General features: G+C 66.3%; 20 protein-coding genes and 2 tRNA genes. 9 read left to right on the forward strand and 13 right to left on the reverse strand.

Features of this window, described 5'->3' with window-relative positions; all coding sequences use genetic code 11:
• Position 1 precedes the first annotated feature (1 nt).
• The 7 genes from IXW21_RS08360 to orn all read right to left on the reverse strand — a co-directional run bounded on the left by IXW21_RS08360 (position 2) and on the right by orn (position 4,736).
• Entirely contained in the window at positions 2 to 493 is a 492-nt protein-coding gene (locus IXW21_RS08360) for a DUF2017 family protein (protein WP_194763815.1), read from the reverse strand.
• Positions 490 to 783: an ATP-dependent Clp protease adapter ClpS gene (gene clpS, locus IXW21_RS08365; RefSeq protein WP_194763816.1), complete on the reverse strand. Its 294-nt coding sequence runs from the start codon at positions 781 to 783 to the stop codon at positions 490 to 492. The genes IXW21_RS08360 and clpS overlap by 4 nt, the downstream gene beginning before the upstream one ends.
• Positions 780 to 1,127: a metallopeptidase family protein gene (locus IXW21_RS08370; RefSeq protein WP_194763817.1), complete on the reverse strand. Its 348-nt coding sequence runs from the start codon at positions 1,125 to 1,127 to the stop codon at positions 780 to 782. The genes clpS and IXW21_RS08370 overlap by 4 nt, the downstream gene beginning before the upstream one ends.
• 36 nt (positions 1,128 to 1,163) lie before the next feature.
• Complete coding sequence (locus IXW21_RS08375) at positions 1,164 to 1,790, reverse strand: LysE family transporter (protein ID WP_194763818.1); 627 nt, start codon at positions 1,788 to 1,790, stop codon at positions 1,164 to 1,166.
• Positions 1,791 to 1,833: 43 nt separating this feature from the next.
• The gene (locus tag IXW21_RS08380) at positions 1,834 to 3,879 is read right to left on the reverse strand and encodes a heavy metal translocating P-type ATPase (RefSeq protein ID WP_194763819.1); all 2,046 of its coding nucleotides are present in this window, start codon (positions 3,877 to 3,879) and stop codon (positions 1,834 to 1,836) included.
• A gap of 118 nt (positions 3,880 to 3,997) precedes the next feature.
• Positions 3,998 to 4,073 (reverse strand) — tRNA-His (locus tag IXW21_RS08385).
• Between the two features lie 36 nt (positions 4,074 to 4,109).
• On the reverse strand, positions 4,110 to 4,736 hold the full coding sequence (orn, locus tag IXW21_RS08390) for an oligoribonuclease (protein WP_194763820.1): 627 nt from the start codon (positions 4,734 to 4,736) through the stop codon (positions 4,110 to 4,112).
• Between the two features lie 58 nt (positions 4,737 to 4,794).
• On the opposite strand from orn, the gene IXW21_RS08395 reads away from it, so the two are divergent.
• A tRNA-Arg gene (locus IXW21_RS08395) sits at positions 4,795 to 4,867 on the forward strand.
• A gap of 23 nt (positions 4,868 to 4,890) precedes the next feature.
• Here IXW21_RS08395 and IXW21_RS08400 read toward each other — a convergent pair.
• The gene (locus tag IXW21_RS08400; protein ID WP_194763821.1) at positions 4,891 to 5,160 is read right to left on the reverse strand and encodes a hypothetical protein; all 270 of its coding nucleotides are present in this window, start codon (positions 5,158 to 5,160) and stop codon (positions 4,891 to 4,893) included.
• Positions 5,161 to 5,364: 204 nt separating this feature from the next.
• On the opposite strand from IXW21_RS08400, the gene ssb reads away from it, so the two are divergent.
• The 4 genes from ssb to IXW21_RS08420 all read left to right on the forward strand — a co-directional run bounded on the left by ssb (position 5,365) and on the right by IXW21_RS08420 (position 8,774).
• Complete coding sequence (gene ssb / locus IXW21_RS18245) at positions 5,365 to 5,916, forward strand: single-stranded DNA-binding protein (RefSeq protein WP_228528327.1); 552 nt, start codon at positions 5,365 to 5,367, stop codon at positions 5,914 to 5,916.
• A gap of 70 nt (positions 5,917 to 5,986) precedes the next feature.
• Positions 5,987 to 6,490, forward strand: coding sequence for a DUF6993 domain-containing protein (locus IXW21_RS08410; RefSeq protein ID WP_194763822.1), 504 nt, complete (start codon positions 5,987 to 5,989; stop codon positions 6,488 to 6,490).
• Between the two features lie 108 nt (positions 6,491 to 6,598).
• A complete protein-coding gene (gene ettA / locus IXW21_RS08415; protein ID WP_194763823.1) occupies positions 6,599 to 8,278 on the forward strand; it encodes an energy-dependent translational throttle protein EttA in 1,680 nt (559 codons plus the stop codon).
• Positions 8,279 to 8,285: 7 nt separating this feature from the next.
• Positions 8,286 to 8,774 carry an acyl-CoA thioesterase gene (locus IXW21_RS08420; RefSeq protein ID WP_194763824.1) on the forward strand — a complete coding sequence of 163 codons (489 nt, stop codon included), beginning with the start codon at positions 8,286 to 8,288 and terminating at the stop codon, positions 8,772 to 8,774.
• Positions 8,775 to 8,821: 47 nt separating this feature from the next.
• Here the strand turns inward: IXW21_RS08420 and IXW21_RS08425 are convergent, their stop codons facing one another.
• Complete coding sequence (locus IXW21_RS08425) at positions 8,822 to 9,709, reverse strand: acyl-CoA thioesterase (protein ID WP_194763825.1); 888 nt, start codon at positions 9,707 to 9,709, stop codon at positions 8,822 to 8,824.
• Positions 9,710 to 9,760: 51 nt separating this feature from the next.
• On the opposite strand from IXW21_RS08425, the gene IXW21_RS08430 reads away from it, so the two are divergent.
• Positions 9,761 to 10,429: a hypothetical protein gene (locus tag IXW21_RS08430; RefSeq protein ID WP_194763826.1), complete on the forward strand. Its 669-nt coding sequence runs from the start codon at positions 9,761 to 9,763 to the stop codon at positions 10,427 to 10,429.
• 8 nt (positions 10,430 to 10,437) lie between these two features.
• Here the strand turns inward: IXW21_RS08430 and IXW21_RS08435 are convergent, their stop codons facing one another.
• The 4 genes from IXW21_RS08435 to pepN form a co-directional block, all read right to left on the reverse strand.
• Complete coding sequence (locus tag IXW21_RS08435; protein ID WP_194763827.1) at positions 10,438 to 12,096, reverse strand: FAD-binding dehydrogenase; 1,659 nt, start codon at positions 12,094 to 12,096, stop codon at positions 10,438 to 10,440.
• A complete protein-coding gene (locus IXW21_RS08440; RefSeq protein WP_228528351.1) occupies positions 12,093 to 12,584 on the reverse strand; it encodes a globin in 492 nt (163 codons plus the stop codon). Before IXW21_RS08440 ends, IXW21_RS08435 begins: the two co-directional genes overlap by 4 nt.
• Positions 12,539 to 13,612 carry a mechanosensitive ion channel domain-containing protein gene (locus IXW21_RS08445; RefSeq protein WP_194764032.1) on the reverse strand — a complete coding sequence of 358 codons (1,074 nt, stop codon included), beginning with the start codon at positions 13,610 to 13,612 and terminating at the stop codon, positions 12,539 to 12,541. The genes IXW21_RS08440 and IXW21_RS08445 overlap by 46 nt, the downstream gene beginning before the upstream one ends.
• 73 nt (positions 13,613 to 13,685) lie before the next feature.
• Positions 13,686 to 16,238, reverse strand: a complete 2,553-nt coding sequence (gene pepN / locus IXW21_RS08450) for an aminopeptidase N (protein WP_194763829.1) — start codon at positions 16,236 to 16,238, stop codon at positions 13,686 to 13,688.
• A gap of 121 nt (positions 16,239 to 16,359) precedes the next feature.
• Here pepN and IXW21_RS08455 point away from each other — a divergent pair, with 121 nt between their 5' ends.
• From IXW21_RS08455 to IXW21_RS08465, 3 genes are read left to right on the forward strand one after another with little or no spacing between them, the layout of a single operon-like run.
• Positions 16,360 to 17,547, forward strand: coding sequence for a ferrochelatase (locus tag IXW21_RS08455; protein ID WP_228528329.1), 1,188 nt, complete (start codon positions 16,360 to 16,362; stop codon positions 17,545 to 17,547).
• Between the two features lie 37 nt (positions 17,548 to 17,584).
• On the forward strand, positions 17,585 to 18,070 hold the full coding sequence (locus tag IXW21_RS08460; protein ID WP_194763831.1) for a ribose-5-phosphate isomerase: 486 nt from the start codon (positions 17,585 to 17,587) through the stop codon (positions 18,068 to 18,070).
• 1 nt (position 18,071) lies between these two features.
• Positions 18,072 to 19,070, forward strand: coding sequence for an Fpg/Nei family DNA glycosylase (locus tag IXW21_RS08465; protein WP_194763832.1), 999 nt, complete (start codon positions 18,072 to 18,074; stop codon positions 19,068 to 19,070).
• Positions 19,071 to 19,077 lie beyond the last annotated feature (7 nt).

Consider the following 19,077-nt stretch of genomic DNA (forward strand, 5'->3'; position numbering starts at 1 on the left):
CTCAGAGCAGCGCGTCCGCCGCCTCGATCACCAGTTCGAGACGGTAGCCGAGCCAGTCGTAGACGCCGAACCTCGCATCGTCGGGGTCGTGGTCGTCGTCGCTCTCGATGCCGAGCCGTTCGGCGATCACCAGCCGCAGGGCCGTGAGCGTGCGGAGCCACGCATCGACCTCCGCCGGGCCGATCGCCAGCTCGTGCTCGGTGAAGGCCTCGGTCTGGGACATGGAGTCCATGTCACCACGAAGGTCCGCGAGCGCCGTGCGGACGATCTCGGCATCGAGAGCGCGACGATCGAGCAGATCGTCACGCGTCGCGCTTCGGAAAGTCTTCGAGGCGTCCTCGTCATCCGGATAGGGATCGGGAGCCAGGCGTCCGAGGGCAGGATCCGTGATGTCACGGTCGGAGCCGACGAGTTCGCGGAAGTCGTCGACGAGCTGAGCGAGCTGAACAGCCTCGACTCTCGCCATCCGCACGTGGATGGTCGGGTCGTTCATTGAGCGGCCCTCCGCACTGTCGCCCAGAGCCCATAGTCGTGCATGGCCTGTGCGTGCACTTCCATCGTCTCGCGTGGCCCGGTGGAGACGATCGCGTGACCCTCATGATGGACCGCGCGCATCAGCTGGGTCGCGCGCTCGACGGAATAACCGAAGTAGGTGCGGAACACCCGCACGACGTAGCTCATCAGGTTCACGGGATCGTTCCAGACGACGACCTCCCACGGTTCCATCGGTGCTGCCTGAAGGTCGACGACCTCGTCGATCTCCGGAGTCGCGAGGGGGCTCATGCCCAGCCCAGTTCGTGCAGGTGCTCGTCATCGATGCCGTAGAAATGCGCGATCTCGTGAACCAGCGTGGTGTGCACCTCGTCGCGGAGCTCGTCCTCGCTCTCGCATGCGGCGAGATGCGGCTCGCGATAGACCACGATGCGGTCGGGTAGCTCACCGGATCCGTACTGCGTGCGCTCGGTCAGTGCCAAGCCGTCATACAGCCCGAGGAGGTCGAGGCTTCCGTCCTCCGGGCGGTCTTCGACCACGAAGACGACGTTCTCGAGACCGTCGACCATCTCGTCGGGCAGGCGATCGAGCTCGTCGATCACGAGTTCCTCGAAGGGGGTCGCATCCATCTCCATCGGCTCCAGCCTATTGCTGCGCAGGATGCTTCGGCGTCAGTGCAGGAACACGAGCAGTGCGGCGACGGCGATGAAGAGAGCTCCGAACACGGTGTTCAAGATGCGCTGACCCCGTGCAGATCGGGTGAAGCGACGGAACGGTCGAGCCGCCGCTGCGAAGAATCCCCACATGACGAGGATGTCGACCACCATGACCGTGACGATGAGAGTGAGGTACTGGGGAAGTTGAGGTTGGTCCAGACGAATGAACTGCGGGAGGAAGGCGAGGAAGAAGACGATCGCCTTCGGATTGAGCAGATTCACCCAGAAGCCGCGTCGAATCATCGACCAGTGGCCCTCATGAACGTCGACGGGATCGGCTTCTGCGATGCCGGGGCTCGGTCTCGCGATGATCAACCTGATGCCGAGAAAGGCGAGGTACGCTGCACCGGCGTATCTGATGCCGTTGAACAGCACTTCGGACTGCGACACGATCAGGCCGAGACCTGCCGCGACGATCGCGACGTGGACGATCAGCGCGAGCTGCTGACCGATGATGCCCCAGATCGATCGGCGCCAGCCCTGACTGAGCGCGTTCGACATGGTGTTGATGGCGCCGGCGCCCGGAGTGAAGCTGATCACAACGCAGGCGGTCAGGAGCGAGAACCAGACGGCGAGTGACACCTCGCAATCCTAGGGCTCTCGCTCCGACGCGATGTTCACTTGCTCACAGTGTCTTCGGCAGGCGCAGATCGAGTCGACGCAGCAACTGTGCGTTGAGCGCCACGACGATCGTCGACACCGACATCAGGATCGCTCCGACCGACATCGGGAGCACGAACCCCAACGGGGCGAGCACGCCCGCCGCGAGAGGCACGGAGAGCAGGTTGTATCCGGCCGCCCACCAGAGATTCTGGGTCATCTTGCGGTAACCGGCCGTGGAGAGATCGATGACCGAGATGACCGCGCGGGGATCATCTCCGGCGAGGATCACGCCGGCAGAGGCGATTGCCACATCGGTTCCGGCGCCGATGGCGAGGCCGACATCGGCCTGCGCGAGCGCGGGGGCGTCGTTCACGCCGTCGCCCACCATCGCGACTCTGCGTCCCTCCGCCTGCAACGTTCGAACCCGGGCGGCCTTGTCCTCGGGTCGCACGCCGGCGATCACCCGGTCGATGCCGACCTGTCGAGCGACGTTCTCAGCGACGGCGGCCGCGTCGCCCGTGATCATCACGACGTCGACTCCGCGCGCATGCAGCGCCTCGACGGCCGAGATCGATTCCGGGCGGATGTCGTCGGCGAGTCGGAACGCGCCGGCGACCCGATGGTCGACGAGCACATGAAGGATGATCGCGCCCTCCTCCCGCCAGGCCTCGGCGATCGGAAGCTCCTCGGCGCCGGCCTCGTCGAGCAGGCGTGGCCCGCCCACCTGCACCGTTCTGCCGTCGACGTGCGCGCTCACGCCGACGGCAGGGGAGGACCGGAAGCCGGTGGCACGTCGGAACTCGAGTCCTCGGTCGTGTGCGGCTATCGCTATCGCCTTCGCGAGGGGGTGCTCGGAGTCCTGCTCGGCTGACGCTGCGAGGACGAGAAGCTCTTCGGGCGTGAACGGGCTGACGGGTTCGATGGACGTGACCGCGGGGGTGCCCTTCGTGAGCGTTCCCGTCTTGTCGAAGAGCACGGTGTCGACCGTGCGCATGGTCTCGAGCGCCAGGCGGTCTTTCACGAGGATTCCAGCGCGGGCCGCGCGCTCCGTCGTGATCGAGACGACGAGAGGGATGGCGAGGCCCAGGGCGTGCGGGCAGGCGATGACCAGAACGGTGATTGTGCGGATCACTGCGTCGTCAGGGAACCCCGCCGCGGACCACGCGAGAGCGGTGATGGCAGCGGCACCGAGCGCGAACCAGAAGAGCCATCCGGCAGCGCGGTCGGCGAGTCTCTGGGCGCGAGACGAGGACGCCTGTGCGTCGGCCACGAGTCTCTGGATGCCGGCGAGTGCGGTGTCCGTGCCGACCGCCGTAACCTCGACCCGGAGCCCTGAGTCGGTGGCCACGGTCCCTGCAACGACGGCATCGCCGGTGGACCGAGTCACCGCGCGGGACTCGCCGGTGATCATCGACTCGTCCACATCTGCGCTGCCCTGGATGACGCGTCCATCGGCCGGCAGACGTCCACCCGGTCGGATGACCACGACATCGCCCACACGGAGGTCGTCGGGCGAGACCTGCACTGTGTCGCCGTGCTCGATGCGCTCGGCCACATCAGGCAGCAGTGCGGCGAGGGAATCGAGCGCGGAGTTCGTCTGGGCGAGCGAGCGCATCTCGAGCCAGTGCCCCAGAAGCATGATCACGATCAGCAGCGCCAGTTCCCACCAGAACCCCAGTTCGTGATGCAGCACACCGAGACTCGCGCCCCACGATGCGAGGAAGGCGACGGTGATGGCGAGTCCGATCAGGAGCATCATGCCCGGTCTGCGGTCCCGAATCTCGGCGACCGCGCCGGCGAGGAACGGTGCCCCGCCCCATGCGTACATCACCGTGCCGAGAGCGGGCGCGAGCCACCGTGCCCACCCCGGTACGTCGTACCCGAGAAGCATTCCGAACATCGGCGACGCCGTGACCACTGGTATCGCCACCACGAGCATGATCCAGAAGAGCCGACGGAATCTGGCGGTGTGGCCGCTGTGGCCGGAGTGGTTCGAGTGAGCGCCAGGCGCGGGATCTTCGCCGGGCGCGGCGTGATCGGTCGGTGTCGAGCCGTGCGTGTGTGTCATGAGCGGATCCCTTCAGCGAGTTCACTGAAGACAACCGAATACCCCCAGGGGGTATTCCAGCTCCATCTTTCGGGGACACGGAAGAGGCCCGAGTCCTAAGACTCGGGCCTCTTCATGATGGGGTGAGTAACGGGACTCGAACCCGCGACATCCGGCACCACAAGCCAGCGCTCTACCAGCTGAGCTATACCCACCATGTGCCAACCGGAGTTGGCGACCAGATGAGTCTATTACATGTTTGGAGTGAACTCTGACACGGTGCGCGTCGCGATGTCACGAGCGTCATCGCTCGAGGGGCCGGGCTCGTCGACGAAGACGGCTTCGCGGTAGTAGCGGAGCTCGCGGATCGACTCGAGGATGTCTGCCAGGGCACGATGACCGCCGTCCTTGGCGGGGGCCTGGAAGAACACACGCGGATACCACCGTCGCGAAAGTTCCTTGATGCTCGAGACGTCGACGTTCCGATAGTGGAGCCACTGATCGACATCGGGCATGTACTTGGCCAGGAACATGCGGTCCGTGCCGATGGTGTTGCCGGCGAGTGGCGCTTTGCGTTCGAGCGGCACGAAGCGCTTGATGTACGCGAGCGTCTGAGCCTGTGCCTCGTCGACCGGTACACCATTCGGGATCTCGGTGATGAGCCCCGAGGTCTCGTGCATCTTCGTCACGAAGTCATTCATGTGCTCGAGTGCAGCCTCGCTTGGACGGATCACGATCTGGAAGCCGGGATCGATCGGTCGCAGTTCGAAATCAGTGATGACGACGGCGATCTCGACGAGCTCGTCGACAGAGAGGTCGAGTCCCGTCATCTCGCAATCGATCCAGACGAGGCGGTCGTTCTCTGACGCAGATACCATGCGGACATCCTATCGACGGCTCTGACATCGGTCTCCGGAGCGGTACGGTAGAGGGGCCGCCTCCGTAGCTCAGGGGAAAGAGCAGGAGCCTTCTAATCTCTTGGTCGCAGGTTCGAATCCTGCCGGGGGCACTGTGCTCGCATCGGCTTGGGGGTCAGCCGTTCCGAAGAGCTGCGACGGCATCGTCCGCTCGCCAGAAGTCGCCGACGAGGCGGAACCCGCCCGTCGCCAGATGCAGACGCTCGGCCCGGTATCGGATCCCGAGTGGATCGCTGACGATGCGGAGGTGTCCCAGTACCCTCCCGGACGCGTCCTGCACGCGCCACAGGTGTGCGGCGGCCCGCACCAGATGCTCGCGCGGCGAACTGATCGTCGGAGTCGCGTAAGGAACCTCGGGGTGGGATCTGATCAGGGTGTCGGACATCGGTATCTCCTTTCCGATTCGAACATATGGCCGGCCACGGACATTCGACTCTCCGCCCGCATCAGGCGTTCCATCACTCGGACTGCACGATTTCGAACTCGTCGATCCTCTGCACAATCGGTGGTGAGACGACATCCATGTCGACCTCGATGCGCGCACTCTGGATGCATCCGGATGATGTTCCGGCGTACAGAGGAGAGAATCATGCAAGACACGGTCACGATCGTCGGCAACGTCGCCACGGATCCGACGCAGGGTCGCACAGCAAGCGGAGTTCCCGTGACGAACTTCCGCCTCGCCAGCACGCATCGTCGGTTCGATGACGCCACCCAGACCTGGGTCGACGTCTCCACCAACTGGTACTCGGTCGCCGCATTCCGTCAGCTCGCGGAGAACACGAAGGCCTCGCTGCGGTCCGGCGACAGCGTCATCGTCACCGGTCGGATGAAGATCCGATCGTGGGAGAACAACGGCAAACAGGGCACGAGCGTCGACATCGATGCCGATGCGATCGGGCATGATCTCCGGTGGGGAACAGCCGCGTACCGGCGGAACCCGCGAAGCGCCAGCAATGACCAATCGCGCGGTCACACCGCGCCGGATCGCGACGACCGCGACGACCGCGACGAGGGCTCGGTAGCCGGCGACGCGGCGGGCAGCGGAGTCGAGGGCGAGGTCGACACATCGTGGGCCAGCACCGACCGTGATGCGCCGGACTTCGACGACGAGTTCGCCTCTGCGATCTCCTCGCGCTGAGTGCATCCGCCGGGCTCGGCAGGCTCGCGCAGATGCTCGGGCGGGGGAGACCGACCCGTAGACTCGACCCGTGTTACGACGATCGGGCTCCTCCGTCTCTCGCTGCGTGCTCGCGGCTGTCGTCGCAGCGACGCTCGCCGGTGGGCTCGCGGCATGCTCACCTTCGGAACCGGCCGAGCCGAGACAAGAGGCGGCGACCTCATCGGCGCCCCCTTCATCGGCACCCGAGCCGTCGGGTCCCACGTACGTCGCTGACGGGAGTGCGGCCGACAACCTGCCGCTTTTCACTGCGGTCACGGCGCAGGTGTGGTCGTCGGAGTCTCGAAACTCCGGACGCGCGTATGTGGACGCGCTCGTCGGCGCCGGCTTCGATCGTGCGGCGATGCAGGTCACTCAGGATGCGACGACGGTGGGCAACCCCGTCGAGAGTCTCCAGTTCTCCGTGCGGTGGGGAGAGACCGAATGCCTCGTCGGTCAGGTCGGCCCCTCGACGGGCGAACCGGTGACGGCTGTGATGCCTCAGCTCGCAGAGGGGCGATGCCTGGTCGGTACCACTCGCGCGATCGACTGGTGAGCTGAGTTCCCGTCACGGCATCTCCTTCCCGAGTGCACAGCAGAGGTGGGGTGAGAGGCCGGTAGGCTGGAGTGTCGATCTTCGACGCCAACAGAAGGAGCTTTTTCGGTGGCTGAGTACATCTACTCGATGGTCCGTGCGCGCAAGGCGGTGGGTGAGAAGCTCATCCTCGACGACGTGACGATGTCGTTCCTCCCCGGCGCGAAGATCGGCATGGTCGGCCCGAACGGTGCCGGTAAGTCGACGATCCTGAAGATCATGGCGGGACTCGACACCCCCTCCAACGGCGAGGCCAAGCTGACTCCGGGCTTCACGGTCGGAATCCTCATGCAGGAGCCGGAGCTCGACGAGACGAAGACGGTGCTCGAGAACGTCCAAGACGGCATCGCGATCAAGGCGAAGGTCGATCGGTTCAACGAGATCTCCATGCTGATGGCCGATCCCGACGCGGACTTCGACGCGCTGCTCGCCGAGATGGGCACCCTGCAGGAGGAGATCGACGCTGCGGACGGCTGGGACCTCGACTCCCAGCTCGAGCAGGCGATGGACGCACTGCGGACCCCTCCGGGAGACGCTGCCATCGCGCCGCTCTCCGGTGGTGAGAAGCGCCGTGTGGCGCTGGCCAAGCTGCTTCTTCAGAAGCCCGACCTGCTGCTTCTCGATGAGCCCACGAACCACCTCGACGCCGAGAGCGTTCTCTGGCTCGAGCAGCATCTGCAGGCGTACAAGGGTGCGGTCATCGCGATCACCCACGACCGGTACTTCCTCGACCACGTCGCCGAGTGGATCGCCGAGGTCGATCGCGGCCGTCTGATCGGCTACGAGGGCAACTACTCGACGTACCTGGAGAAGAAGGGCGAACGCCTCGAGATCCAGGGCAAGAAGGACGCCAAGCTCGCCAAGCGCCTCAAAGAGGAGCTGGAGTGGGTGCGCTCGAGCGCGAAGGGTCGCCAGACGAAGTCGAAGGCACGTCTCGCTCGCTACGAGGAGATGGCGACGGAAGCCGAGCGGACGAGGAAGCTCGACTTCGAGGAGATCCAGATCCCCGCCGGCCCGCGTCTCGGCAGCGTCGTGATCGAGGCGAAGAAGCTCCAGAAGGGTTTCGACGGCCGCTCGCTCATCGACGGCCTGAGCTTCAGCCTGCCGCCGAACGGCATCGTCGGTGTGATCGGCCCCAACGGTGTCGGAAAGACCACGCTGTTCAAGACCATCGTCGGTCTCGAACCGCTCGACGGCGGTGACCTCAAGATCGGTGAGACAGTCAAGATCAGCTACGTCGACCAGTCACGCGCGAACATCGACCCCGACAAGACGCTGTGGGAGGTCGTCTCCGACGGGCTCGACTACATCACCGTCGGCAAGACCGAGATCCCGTCGCGCGCGTACGTCTCGAAGTTCGGCTTCAAGGGTCCGGATCAGCAGAAGAAGGCAGGCGTGCTCTCCGGTGGTGAGCGCAACCGCCTGAACCTCGCGCTCACGCTCAAGGAGGGCGGCAACCTGCTCCTCCTCGACGAGCCGACCAACGACCTCGACGTCGAGACCCTCAGCTCGCTCGAGAATGCGCTCCTCGAGTTCCCCGGCTGCGCCGTGGTCATCACCCACGACCGGTGGTTCCTCGACCGCATCGCGACCCACATCCTCGCCTATGAGGGAACCGACGAGAAGCCCGACCAGTGGTACTGGTTCGAGGGCAACTTCGAGGCCTATGAGGAGAACAAGATCCAGCGCCTGGGTGCGGATGCTGCCAAGCCGCACCGGTCGACCCACCGCAAGCTCACCCGCGACTGATCCGGCGATGTCCGACCTGACACCGGGGCCTCGTCTTCACATTCCGATTCACCTCCGCTGGGGCGATCTGGATGCGTTCAATCATGTCAACAACACCTCGATGCTGAAGCTGCTCGAGGAGGCGCGCGTTCGCGCGTTCTGGCGTGCGGGCCCCGGTGAGCAGGCTCCGTCCACGGCGGTGCTGGACTCCGGTATCGATGAGGGCATCCTCACGCTCATCGCGCGACAGGAGATCGAGTACCTCGCGCCGGTGCCGTATCAGCGGCGCCCGCTCGAGGTGCAGATGTGGTTCGGCAAGCTCGGTGGGTCGAGTGTCGAGGTCTGCTACGAGGTGCACAACGCTCCGGAGGCGGAGCCCCGCACGATCTACGCACGCTCGACGGCGGTCATCGTCCTCGTCGATGCTGCGACAGGACGCCCTACCCGGCTTTCGCAGGAGATGCGGGATGCATGGGATCCCTATATCGGTCCTTCCATCGAGTACGCACACCGCTGAGTCTGCACGCGGCTGAGTCCACACACTGCCGAGCAGGGCGTTCGCGCTCAGCCCTTCGTCGGAACCCTCACCATGATCTCCTGCGCGACGGAGGCGACGAGCTCGCCGGAGCGGGTGAAGATGCGTCCCTGAGCGAGTCCTCGTCCGCCTCGGGCATTGGGCGACTCCTGCATGTACAGAAGCCATTCGTCGACGCGGGCGGGGCGATGCCACCACATCGCGTGATCCAGGCTCGCCACCTTCAAGCCGGGCAGTGACCAGTGGAGACCGTGCGCGCGGAGGATGGACTCCTGGATGGTCATGTCGCTCAGGTACGCCAGTGCAGCTCTGTGTATGCGCTGATCGTCGGGAAGGGGCGCGCGCATCCGCATCCATACTCCCTGCTGGGGCACGCGGGCGTCGTCGTTCGGCAGGAAGAGGGGGCTGTCGACGTGGCGCACGTCGGCCGCGCGGTCACTGAGCATGCGTGCAGCGCCTGGCGGAAGCCCGTCTACTCTCTTCTCGTCGGGGAGGAGCGATTCGGGCGTCGGAACGCCCTCGGGCATCGTGATCGCATGCTCGACCCCCGGATCGTCATCCTGGAAGGAAGCGATCATGGAGAAGATCGGGACGCCGTTCTGGTAGGCCTGAGAGCGACGCGTCGAGAACGAACGACCGTCGTGAATCCGGTCGACCGCGATCGTGAGGCCCTGGCCTGCATCACCGGGACGCAGGAAATACCCGTGCATCGAGTGCACCGCTCTGTCCTCGGGGAGGGTCCGCTCTGCCGCGAGCAGACTCTGAGCGAGCACTTGGCCGCCATAGATCCGTCCGGAGGGCATCGGATGCGAGGACCCGGTGAAGATGTCCTCTGTCGTCCGGGCCTGCGTCGAGTCGAGGTCCAGCACCTCGAGGAGCTGGTCGACGGTGCGGATCGCGTGTTCGTCGGCGGTCATGACTTCCTTCCCCGCGACTGCGGTCGCTACAGCGTTGATAGTTTAGAGGGTGTGTCCCACAAGCTCCTCCTCGCAGACTCCGAGACCTCCAAAGATGTCCTGACCTTCGTCGGACGTTCGTCGAGAATCTCGGACGAGGGGGTCCGCCTGCAGGCCTCGAACGGTGTGCTGGCATTGACCGCGGCAGCTCTCGCACCGCACGGGCTCTTCGATCAGACTCCGACGGTGCTGGCGATGCGCATCGTCCACGCCGATCCGGAGCTGGAATGCGACGTCGTAGTCTCCTCGCTCGCGGTGACGGACGACGATGATCGTGCGCTGACCCTCCCGGATACCGGACTTTCCCCGGCATGGGCGGGTGTGGCCCCACCCCGAGGTCAGTGGGAGGCGACCGGGAGCGTGGCGGCATCCGTCATCGCTCAGCGTGCGCAGTGGGGCATCAGCGCCGTCGCGCGCGGGGCGACTCCCGGTTCCGGTGAAGAGGCGGTGCGGGCACTGCGGGCCGCAGTCTGGGGCGAACCGGACGAGGATCTCGGGGGCCTCCCACGCGGTGTGGCCTTCGCCGCGGATGCCTTCGGATTCATCTCCGGGGAGGAGCAGGTCGCGGTCACCGTCTCCGGACGCTGGACTCGACTGGCTTTCCGCCGCGGTCACGTACTCGCCCGCGGCCCCGTCGCGACCGGGCTCACAGCGGTGCGCGGCACCGGAGTCTCCGACTAGCGAGACCGTCAGCGCGAGGCCGCTCGGCCCGCCTGACGGCCGGAGAACAGGCATCCACCGAGGAATGTTCCCTCGAGCGCGCGATACCCGTGCACTCCGCCACCGCCGAATCCGCTCGCCTCACCGGCGGCGTACAGGCCGGGGATGGGCTCACCGTCTGCACCCAGCGCGCGCCCGTCGAGATCGGTGTTGATGCCACCGAGAGACTTCCGGGTCAGCACATGGAGCTTCACGGCGATGATCGGTCCGGCAGCGGGATCCTGAAGGCGATGCGGCGACGCGGTGCGGATCAGCTTGTCGCCGCGGTACCCACGCATGGAGCGGAGCATCCCGATCTGTGCGTCCTTCGTGAAGTCGTTCTCGATCTCCAGGTCACGCGCGACGATCTCTCGACGGACATGGTCGATGTCGAGGAGCTCGCCACCGGGGTGATGGCGCATCTGCTCGAGCAGCGTCTCGAGGTCGCGCTCGACGATGAAGTCGGCACCCTCGTCGAGGAAGGACTGCACGGGGCCGGTCGGACCCTTGGCCAGGCGGGACTTCAGCAGCAGACCGACGTCCTTCCCGGTGAGGTCGGGATTCTGTTCGCTGCCCGACAGCGCGAACTCCTTCTCGACGATCTGACGAGAGGTGATGAACCACGAGTGATCGTGCCCTGTCGCGCGCAGGTGCGCGAGGGTGCCCAGTGTGTCGAACCCGGGGAACAGGGGCACGGGCAGCCGCGAACCTGTGGCATCGATCCAGAGCGACGACGGGCCGGGCAGGATCCGGATGCCGTGCGACGGCCACACGGGGTCCCAGTTCGAGATCCCCTCGACGTAGTGCCACATGCGATCGCCGTTGATGAGTCGCGCTCCCGCAGCCTGGGCGACGGGCTGCATCGATCCGTCGACGTATGCGGGCACCCCCGTGAGCATGTGGTCGGGCGGCGTGCCGAGCCGCGCGGGCCAGGCCGCGCGGACGAGGTCATGGTTACCGCCGATCCCGCCCGAGCTCACCACGGTCGCTCCCGCGGCGATCTCGAACTCGCCGATGATTTCTCGGGAGGTCTCGACACCGCGCGCGGCGGCGGTCGAGGCCAGGATCGTCCCTCGTGCGCCGGTCACGGCGCCGTCGGTCATGACCAGCTCCGTCACCCGGTGGCGGGGGAGTACCGTGAGGTGACCCTCGCGCTCGCCCTGCTCCACAGCAGCGATGAACGGCGCCACGACACCCGGACCGGTTCCCCACGTGATGTGGAACCGCGGTACGGAATTGCCGGGACCCAGCGCCCCGTAGCCGCCGCGTTCGGCCCAGCCGACCACCGGAAAGAAGCTCACACCGCGCTCACGCAGCCAGGCGCGCTTCTCGCCGGCGGCGAACTCGAGGTAGGCCTCGGCCCATCGACGCGGCCAATGGTCTTCGGGGCGATCGAACGCCGCGTTGCCGAACCAGTCCTGCGAGGCGAGCGCGTGCGAATCCCGGATTCCCATGCGTCGTTGCTCGGGGGAGTCGATGAAGAACAGGCCGCCGAACGACCACCATGCCTGCCCGCCGAGGTTGGTGCGCGGCTCCTGATCCACCAGGACCACCCGCCGGCCGGCATCCAGCGCCTCGCTAGCGGCGACGAGACCCGCAAGACCCCATCCGATGACCAGGACGTCTGCAGACAGGGGCGTTGAGGTCATGGCTTCTCCGTTGATTCCTGACTCGAGCGGGTCTCGAGCGTGGGGCGTCCCGCGGCGGTGGTGCCGATGCCGGACGGCTCGAATGTGTTCACCATGGCATAAGCCGCGCGCTCGAGATAGTCCCACAGCGTGGATTCGTGGAGCGGCGACAACTGGGCCTCGTCCAGCGCCGTCCGCATGTGGCGCAGCCACCTGTCGCGAGCGTCAGGACCGACATGGAACGGCATGTGGCGCATGCGGAGTCGGGGATGTCCGCGCGTCTCGCCGTACGTCGTGGGACCGCCCCAGTACTGCTCCAGGAAAAGAAGGAGTCGTTCCTCTGCGGGGCCGAGATCCTCCTCGGGGTACATCGGCTTCAGCACAGGATCGAGTGCCACCTCCCGGTAGAACACCGACACGATCTTCGCGAACGTCTCTCGGCCGCCGACCTCGTCGTAGAACGTCACTTCTGCGGGCTCCCGTCGTCGTTCGTCTTCTTGCGTCGCCAGATGCCGCGATCCGGGATCACGGGCACGCCTGTCACGGCGTTGGGGCGGGTCTTGGGCGGGTTGGCGCCACGCACTCGACGAGCCCCGTCGAGTCCCGTCGGGATCACCGTGGTCATGCTGGGGAAGGCGATCTCGTTCTCGAGCATCGCTGCCCGCAGTCGCTTGCGGAGTTCCTGGGCGACGTCGTCCTTCGCGTTCGCCCGCGCCTTGATGACGAGCCGCACCACGAGCGCATCTCCATCGATCGATTCGAGGCCCCAGAGCTCGGGCTTCTCGATGATGCGTGTGCGCCACTTGGGATCCTTCGCGAGCCCCTGGGCGGTCTCGAGCATGATCGTCTCGACCCGATCGAGGTCGGAGTCGACGGGCACGCCGAGATCGATGATCGCACGCGCCCACCCCTGCGACATGTTGCCGATGCGGAGGACTTCGCCGTTCCGGACGTACCAGAGGGTCCCGTTGACATCGCGGACCTGCGTGATACGCACGCTCACGTACTCGACCACGCCGCTTGCCAAGCCGAGATCGACGACGTCGCCGATGCCGATCTGGTCTTCCGCCACGATGAACATGCCGTTCAAGACGTCCTTGACGATGTTCTGAGCGCCGAAACCGAGGCCGGCGCCCACCGCGGCGGTCAGAAGAGTGAGGGAGCCGAGCAGGCTGCTGTCGAGCGCGTTCACGATCAACACCACGGCGATCACGACGAGCATGACGTTGACGATGTTCTGGAGGATCGTGCCGAGGGTTCGGGTTCGCTGCACGAGGCGCATATCGGCCAGGGGAGATCGCTCCAAGGCCTGGGTGTCGTCGACGTCGGCCTTGTTCTTCGCGCTGTCGACGATGCGATGGACGACTCGACGGATGACGACACGCAGCACCAGTGCGATGACCACGCAGATCACGATGATCACCGCGACGTGCAGAGCTTTCATTCCGACGGCGCCGAGCACGGTCAAGGCATCGGCCCACCACTTCGGCAGCTCTGTGGCGGGCGCATCGGACGTTTGCAACGGCAGCATGATCATCCCCTCCAGAGTAGCCATCAGGCCTCTGCGCGGGCTGGACGCACCGCGCAGAGGCCTGATCGGGAAGAGACGCTCAGTCCTCCGCGTCGCGGACCTGAGCAGCCAGAGCCCGCTCGACGTCAGCGAGGTTCTCGAGCACGAGGCGACGCAGTGCCGGAGCCGCACCCTGGTTGGCGGAGAGCCAGGCGCGTGTCGCATCGCGCAGCTCGACGTCGGCGATCGCGGTCGGGAAGAGCCCGACGATCAGGTACTGCGCGATCTGGTAGGTCCGCGACCCCCAGATCGGGAGCAGCATGTCGAAGTACGCCGGCACGAACTCGCGCAGCACCTCGGCTCCGGCCGGATGCACGAAACCGAGCGCGGCGGAGCGGACGATCGTGTTCGGAGCATCATCGCGTTCGATCAGCGAGGCCCATGCGGCCTTCTTCGAAGCGACGTCGGGCAGTGCCGCGCGTGCCTGGGCGGCGAACTCCCCACCCTTCGCGGTGTTGTCTGAGGCGAGTGCGGCATCGATCGTCGCAGCATCCGTGGCGCCGATCGTCGCGAGCCCGACGAGGAGCTGCCAGTTCAGATCCGCGTCGATCTCGAGACCGGGAAGCGTCTCCTCACCCGAACGCAGGCGTCCGACGATACCTGCGTGGTCGTGCGTGACCAGCGCGCTCGCGAACGCCGTCACGAACTGCAGCTGGCTGTCACTGCCTGACTCGGCCGCCTCGGCGAGCGACCAGAGTCCGTCTGCGACCTTCTGGCGAGCGGCGAGACGAGCGTCCGGGGCGACGTAGAGCGTCGCGGCGGTGCGCAGCTGTGCAAGGGTCGTGCGGACGGTGGTGGATTCGGTCTCGCGGCCGATGTTGCCGAGCACGAGGTCGATGTAGTCGGTCGCGGCGGTCTCGGCGTCACGGGTCTGATCCCACGCGGCGCCCCAGACGAGGGAGCGGGCGAGGGGATCGCTGATGTCGGCGAGGTGGGCGATCGCGGTGGCGAGGGAGCGCTCGTCGAGGCGGATCTTCGTGTAGGCGAGGTCGTTGTCGTTGAGGAGCACGAGGTCGGGGCGCTTGTGGCCGTGCAGCTCGGGGATCTCGGTGCGGTCGCCGTCGACGTCGACCTCGGCGTAGTGGGTGCGCACCAGCGCGCCGTCGGTGAGGGTGTAGAACCCGATGCCGAGGCGGTGGGGGCGGATCGTCGGGTAGTCGGCGGGGGCGGTCTGGGTGACGGCGAAGCGCGAGATCGTGCCGTCGGAGTCCTCGGCGATGACCGGCTCGAGCGTGTTCACGCCGGCCGTCTCGAGCCACTTCTTCGACCAGGTGCTGAGATCGCGGCCGCTGGTGGCTTCGAGTTCGACGAGCAGGTCGCTGAGCTCGGTGTTGCCCCAGGAGTGCTTCTGGAAGTACTGCGAGACGCCGGCGAAGAACTCTTCGATGCCCACCCAGGCGGCGAGCTGCTTGAGGACGGAGCCGCCCTTCGCGTACGTGATGCCGTCGAAGTTGACCTGCACGTCTTCGAGGTCGTTGATCTCGGCCACGATCGGGTGCGTGGAGGGCAGCTGGTCCTGGCGATAGGCCCAGGTCTTCTCCATGGCGTTGAACGTGGTCCATGCCTCGGTCCACTCGGTGGCCTCGGCGGTGGCGATGGTCGACGCCCACTCGGCGAACGACTCGTTCAGCCAGAGGTCGTTCCACCACTTCATCGTGACGAGGTCACCGAACCACATGTGCGCGAGCTCGTGCAGGATCGTGACGACACGACGCTCCTTGACGGCGTCGGTCACCTTGCTGCGGAACACGTAGCTCTCGGTGAAGGTCACCGCGCCCGCGTTCTCCATCGCGCCCGCATTGAACTCGGGCACGAACAGCTGGTCGTACTTCGCGAACGGGTACGGCACACCGAACTTCGACTCGAAGTAGGCGAAGCCTTCGCGCGTCTTGTCGAAGATGTAGTCGGCGTCGAGATGCTGCCACAGGCTCTTGCGCCCGTAGACGCCGAGAGGAATCACCCGTCCCGACGCGCTCGTGAGCTCCGAGAACGTGGACTCGTAGGGGCCTGCGACGAGGGCCGTGATGTACGAGGAGATGCGGGGAGTGGGCTCGAAGCCCCATGTGGCCACCGAATCGTCGTCATGCACGATGGGCTCGGGAGTGGGTGAGTTGGAGACGACCTTCCACGCTGCCGGTGCGGTCACCGTGAACTGGAACGTGGCCTTGAGGTCGGGCTGCTCGAAGACAGCGAACACACGACGGGAGTCGGGTACCTCGAATTGCGAATAGAGGTACACCTCGCCGTCGACAGGGTCGACGAAGCGGTGCAGTCCCTCGCCGGTGTTCGTGTACTCGCAGTCGGCGTCGACGACCAGGACGTTCTCGGCCTGCAGGCCGGACAGCGAGATGCGCGAGTCGGCGAAGACCTCGTCGGGGTCGAGCTGCTCGCCGTTGAGCGAGATCTCACGGACCTCGCGGGCGATCAGGTCGATGAAGGTGGAGCCGTCGGGGGTGGCGGTGAAGCGCACGACGCTGCGCGAGCCGAAGACCTCTGCGCCCTTCGTCAGATCGAGCGAGACCTCGTACGACTGGGTGTCGATGACGTCGCGGCGCTCCTGCGCTTCGAGGCGGGTGAGATTCTCTCCAGGCACAGCTTTACTCCCAGGGGTGAGGGGATGCTGCCGCAACCCAGCGCAGTTGGCGCCCACGGCAACCATGACAGCCTACGCCAGCACGACGACCTGTCCCACTCCCGAGAGGTGGGATGATGGGATGGTGACCGCGATCGAGCCGAACACCGTACTCTTTGCCTCTCCCGCCGCCGCCTCCGGTGCGCCCTATGTGACGACGCCCACGGCGTACGACGGCATCCTCCTCGCCGGGTTCGGCGGACCCGAAGGGCAGGACGACGTGATCCCGTTCCTGCGCAACGTCACCCGCGGGCGCGGCATCCCGGACGAGCGTCTCGAAGAGGTCGCGCACCATTACCGCCACTTCGGCGGCGTGAGCCCGATCAACGGCCAGAACCGCATCCTCAAGGAGGCGTTGGAGGGCGAACTCGCTCGCCGTGGCATAGACCTGCCCGTGTACTGGGGCAACCGCAACTGGAGCCCATACCTCGAGGAGGTCGTCACTGAGGCGGCCGCCGACGGACGCACCACGCTGCTCGCCTTCGCGACGAGTGCGTACAGCTCGTTCTCGAGCTGCCGTCAGTACCGCGAGGATTTCGCCCGCGTGCTCGAGGAGACGAAGCTCGGCGACACGGTCACGATCGACAAGATCCGCCCGTTCTACGACCACCCGGGCTTCGTCGAGTCGTTCGAGACCGGAGTGCGCGAGGCGGTCGAGAGGTTCCTCGCTCAGGGCATCGCTGCCGCGGACATCCAGATCCTCTTCTCCACCCACAGCATCCCCACTGCCGATGCCGAGCGCTCGGGATCCCGGGAGATCGAGTGGGGAGAGGGGGGCGCCTACGCCGCTCAGCATCTCGCCGTGGCCGCCTGGGTCATGGATCGGGTCCGCGAGAGCATCCCCGCTGCCGCCGATGTCTCGTGGGAGCTGGTCTACCAGTCGCGTTCCGGCCCCGCCTCGCAGCCGTGGCTCGAGCCCGACGTGTGCGACGTGATCGGAGAGCTGCCCGAGCGCGGACGGAAGGCCGTAGCCGTCGTTCCCGTCGGTTTCATGAGTGATCACATGGAGGTCCTGTGGGACCTCGACACCGAGGCGGCAGAAGCCGCGGAGGAAGCCGGCCTGGCGTTCACGCGGACGCCCACCCCCGGAGTGGCACCGTCGTTCGTCACCGGAATCGTCGATCTGATCGTCGAGCGGCTCGAAGGACGCCCCAACGAGGAGCGTCCCCACGTGACTCCGCTGCCGGGTGCCTTCGACGTGTGCCGTCCCGGATGCTGCGAGAACGTGCGCGCCGGTTTCAAGCCTGCGGCGGCCGGCGTCGCTCCGTGATCACCCACTGACCTCACGCGCTTCTAGGATGGATGCCATGCGCATCCACCTCGCCACCGATCACGCAGGACTCGACTTCTCCACCCGGCTGCAGGAGCATCTTCGCAGCGCGGGTCACGAGGTCATCGATCACGGTCCGGTGGAGTACGACGCGCTCGACGACTACCCGGCCTTCTGCATCCGCGCGGCTCAGGCGGTGGTCGTCGATCAGCGTGGCGGCGTCGACGCGCTCGGCGTCGTCTTCGGCGGATCGGGCAACGGCGAGCAGATCGCTGCGAACAAGGTCGAGGGGATCCGCGCCGCGCTGGTGTGGAACACCTCGACGGCTGAGCTCGCTCGTGAGCACAACGACGCGAACGTCATCTCCATCGGGGCTCGCCAGCACGCGTTCGACGAGGTCACGTCGTTCATCGACACCTTCATCTCGACGCCGTTCTCGCATGACGAGCGCCACGTGCGTCGCATCGGCCAGATCGCGGACTTCGAGCGCGACGGTTCGCTTCTCCCGGATTCTCGGGCCTGACATGCCCGAGGGGCATTCCGTCCACCGCATCGCGCGCCAGTTCGAGCGGAACTTCGTCGGCAAGACGATGAGCGCGTCGAGTCCTCAGGGTCGATTCGCCGAGGGCGCGGCCGTCCTCGACGGCCGCGAGGCGCTCAGCGTCCAGGCGGTCGGCAAGCAGATGTTCCTCGAAGCCGAGGGCGACCTCTGGCTGCGCGTGCACCTCGGCCTGTACGGGGCCTGGGATTTCGCCGGAGAGATCCTGGTCGACCCCACGATCGCATCCGCGAACGGACGCATGGGACAGACGAATCAGCGCGGAACGCTCGTCGACGAGGCGATCCTCGATGAGGCGGGGGAGAACTCCCTCGCCTCCATCGGAGCGCCGCGACGCACCCGCGTGCACGTGCGCATGTCCGAGCAGACGAAAGGTCTTGCCGACGAGGGCATGGAGTGGCCGCCTCCCGTGGTCGGTCAGGTGCGCCTGCGGCTGATGACCGACATCACGGCGGCCGACCTGCGCGGACCGACGGCCTGCGTGCTGCAGACGCCGGAGGAGAAGCTCGCCAGCATCGCGAAGCTCGGCCCGGATCCGCTCGTGGGTGATCCGGTGCAGAACGAGGACCGCTTCGTTCAGGCCGTGCGCAAGAAGCAGACGGTGATCGCACTGCTCCTCATGGATCAGGCGGTCGTCAGCGGAATCGGCAACGTGTACCGCGCCGAGATGCTCTTCCGTCAGCGGCTGAACCCCCATACGCCGGGCCGCGATGTGCCAGAGGACGTCGTCCGCGCACTGTGGGACGACTGGGTGCGGCTGCTGGCCATCGGAGTGGAGACCGGTCAGATGATGACCATGGACGACCTCTCGCCCGACCAGTACCGTGCGGCGATGGCGAGTCGCGACGACCGTCACTGGGTCTACCACCGCGCAGGACTTCCGTGCCGTGTCTGCGGCACGGAGATCGCACTCGAGGAGATCGGCGCACGCAAGCTGTACTGGTGTCCGCGCTGCCAGGCGTGAACCGTCG

The sequence above is a fragment of the Microbacterium sp. UFMG61 genome, from assembly GCF_015354505.1.
Lineage (GTDB): Bacteria > Actinomycetota > Actinomycetes > Actinomycetales > Microbacteriaceae > Microbacterium.